Origin of the sequence: Streptomyces globisporus (assembly GCF_003501885.1) — a bacterium.
Classification (GTDB): Bacteria; Actinomycetota; Actinomycetes; order Streptomycetales; family Streptomycetaceae; genus Streptomyces; species Streptomyces globisporus_D.
Genome location: NZ_QWFA01000387.1, coordinates 1 through 3229 on the forward strand (window position 1 = coordinate 1; position 3229 = coordinate 3229).

Annotated in this window: 1 protein-coding gene and 2 pseudogenes; all 3 read right to left on the minus strand. The window is 70.8% G+C overall.

Annotated features, from left to right (window positions below; translation table 11 throughout):
• Positions 1–777: biotin/lipoyl-containing protein (locus D3105_RS33805; RefSeq protein WP_338104034.1), on the minus strand; the 777-nt coding region annotated here is incomplete at its 3' end.
• 62 nt (positions 778–839) lie between these two features.
• Positions 840–2202: pseudogene (gene lpdA / locus D3105_RS33810) on the minus strand (dihydrolipoyl dehydrogenase).
• 333 nt (positions 2203–2535) lie between these two features.
• A pseudogene (locus D3105_RS33815) lies at positions 2536–3229 on the minus strand (leucyl aminopeptidase); the annotation flags it as partial.

Below are 3229 nucleotides of genomic sequence, written 5' to 3' on the forward strand. Positions count from 1 at the left end.
GGCCGCCGGGGCCTGGGCCGGAGCGGCCGGAGCCGGGGCGGGAGCCGCGGGGGCCTCCTGCTTCGGCGCCTCGGCCTTGGGGGCCTCGGCCTTCGGGGCCTCCTGGGCCGGGGCGGCGGGCTGTGCCGGAGCGGCGGCCGGAGCCGCGCCCGGGGCGCCGATGACGGCGAGCTTGGCGCCGACCTCGGCGGTCTCGTCCTCGCCGACCACGATCTCCAGCAGCACACCGGCGACCGGGGCGGGGATCTCGGTGTCGACCTTGTCCGTGGAGACCTCGAGCAGCGGCTCGTCCTCGGCCACCTCCTCGCCGACCTCCTTGAGCCAGCGGGTGACGGTGCCCTCGGTGACGCTCTCGCCGAGCGCGGGGAGGGTGACGTCGGTGCCCTCGGCGGACGAACCGCCGGTGGTCGCCTCGGCGGTCGGGGCCTGAGCCGGAGCCTCGGTCTCGGTCGACGGGGCGGTGGGCGCCTCCTCGGCCTGCGGGGCCGGGGTGGAGGCGGGCTCGGCGGCCGGAGCCGCGGCCTCGGCCGGGGCGCCGGAGCCGTCGTCGATGACGGCCAGCTCGGCGCCGACCTCGACGGTCTCGTCCTCGGCGACCTTGATGGACGACAGAACGCCGGACGCGGGGGCCGGGATCTCGGTGTCGACCTTGTCGGTCGAGACCTCGAGCAACGGCTCGTCGGCCTCGACGCGCTCGCCCTCGGCCTTCAGCCAACGGGTGACAGTGCCCTCGGTGACGCTCTCGCCGAGCGCCGGAAGGGTTACGGAAACCGACATGGTTTCAGTTGCTCCTTACGAAAATGCGGAAGTGGTCGGTCGTCGCGCCCGGGACCGGAGGATCAGTCGTGGGCGTGGAGGGGCTTGCCGGCCAGCGCCAGGTGAGCCTCGCCCATCGCCTCGTTCTGGGTCGGGTGTGCGTGGATCAGCTGGGCGACCTCGGCGGGCAGCGCCTCCCAGTTGTAGATCAGCTGGGCTTCGCCGACCTGCTCGCCCATGCGGTCGCCCACCATGTGGACACCGACCACGGCACCGTCCTTGACCTGGACGAGCTTGATCTCGCCCGCGGTCTTCAGGATCTTGCTCTTGCCGTTGCCCGCGAGGTTGTACTTGAGGGCGACGACCTTGTCCGCGCCGTAGATCTCCTTGGCCTTCGCCTCGGTGATGCCGACGGAGGCGACCTCGGGGTGGCAGTACGTCACCTTGGGCACGCCGTCGTAGTCGACCGGGACGGTCTTGAGACCGGCCAGACGCTCCGCCACCAGGATGCCCTCGGCGAAGCCGACGTGGGCGAGCTGGAGGGTGGGGACGAGGTCGCCCACGGCCGAGATCGNCGACCAGGACATAGCCGCGGTCCATCGCGACGCCCTGCTCCTCGTAACCGAGGCCCTGCGAGACCGGGCCGCGGCCGATCGCGACGAGGAGGATCTCCGCCTCGAAGGTCTTGCCGTCGGCCAGCGTCACGCGGACGCCGTCCTGCGTGTACTCGGCCTTGTCGAAGAAGGTGCCGAGGTTGAACTTGATGCCGCGCTTGCGGAACGCGCGCTCAAGAAGCTTGGAGCTGTTCTCGTCCTCGACCGGGACGAGGTGCTTGAGGCCCTCGACGATCGTGACCTCGGTGCCGAAGGACTTCCACGCCGAGGCGAACTCGACGCCGATGACGCCGCCGCCCAGCACGATCGCCGACTTCGGGACACGGTCCATCTTCAGCGCGTGGTCCGAGGAGATGATCCGGTTGCCGTCGATCTCCAGGCCGGGCAGCGACTTCGGCACGGAGCCGGTCGCCAGCAGCACGTGGCGGCCCTGGATGCGCTGGCCGTTCACGTCCACCGAAGTGGGGGAGGAGAGCTTGCCCTCACCCTCGATGTAGTGGACCTTGCGCGAGGCGATGAGACCCTGCAGACCCTTGTACAGGCCCGAGATCACATCGTCCTTGTACTTGTTGACGGCCTCCATGTCGATGCCCTCGAAGGTGGCCTTCACGCCGAACTGGGCCGACTCACGGGCCTGGTCCGCGATCTCGCCCGCGTGCAGCAGGGCCTTCGTGGGGATGCAGCCGTTGTGCAGGCAGGTACCGCCGACCTTGCCCTTCTCGATCAGGGCGACGTCCAGGCCCAGCTGCGCTCCGCGCAGGGCCGCGGCGTAACCGCCACTGCCACCGCCGAGGATCACTAGGTCGAAAACGGTGCTGGCGTCGTTCGCCACGTCACGTCCTCCATGCATGTGCGCCGTACGCCGGGCCCCGTCGCTGGGGTGTGACCGGCCGGTCGGCTGGTGTGCGGCCGCTTTTGTCTTCGGCCCTGTGGTGGGGGCCCTGTCCTGCCGAGAACCCATCTTCGCACTTGTCGACGGTGGGCGGGACGCGGGGCCCGGGTCCGGGACGGATGATCGTCCGTTCCGGAGGGTTACTGCTGCGTAGATACCTACGGATTCGGTCGGTGTTCGTCGAGAGCGAAACCCCGCCCTCTCCTTACCGGTACCGCCCGGACAACACGTACGGCCCCGGACCTGTGCCCGGGGCCGTACACGGGTGATCGCTCAGCCCAGGTCGCCGTCGGCGGTGCGCTCGGCGAGCCGCACCAGGGTGCGGACCGCGGAGCCGGTGCCGCCCTTCGGCGTGTAGCCGTACGGGGCGCCCTCGTGGAAGGCCGGTCCCGCGATGTCCAGGTGCGCCCAGGCGATGCCCTCGCCCACGAACTCCTTCAGGAAGAGACCGGCGACCAGGCCGCCGCCCATCCGCTCGCCCATGTTGGCGATGTCGGCGGTGGGGGAGTCCATGCCCTTGCGCAGGTCGGCGGGGAGCGGCATCGGCCAGGAGGCCTCGCCGACCTCGTCGGCGATCTCGTGGATCGACGTACGGAAGGCGTCGTCGTTGGCCATGCGGAAGGCGTTGCCGCGGGGCGGGTGGCGTTGCCGGAGGGCATGTTCTCGGCCAGCGCCAGCCAGCCGGTGACGTTGACCTTCAGGCCGAGGCGGGCAGCCGTGACGACGGCCGCGAACACGGCGGCCGCGCCGCTCATGTCGCACTTCATCGTCTCGTTGTGGCCCGCCGGCTTGAGCGAGATGCCGCCCGAGTCGTAGGTGATGCCCTTGCCCACGAGGGCCAGGGTCTTCTCCGCCTTCGGGTGCGTGTAGGCGAGCTTCACCAGGCGCGGGCCGTTCGCGGAGCCCTGGCCGACGCCGAGGATGCCGCCGTAGCCGCCCTTGACGAGGGCCTTCTCGTCCAGGACCT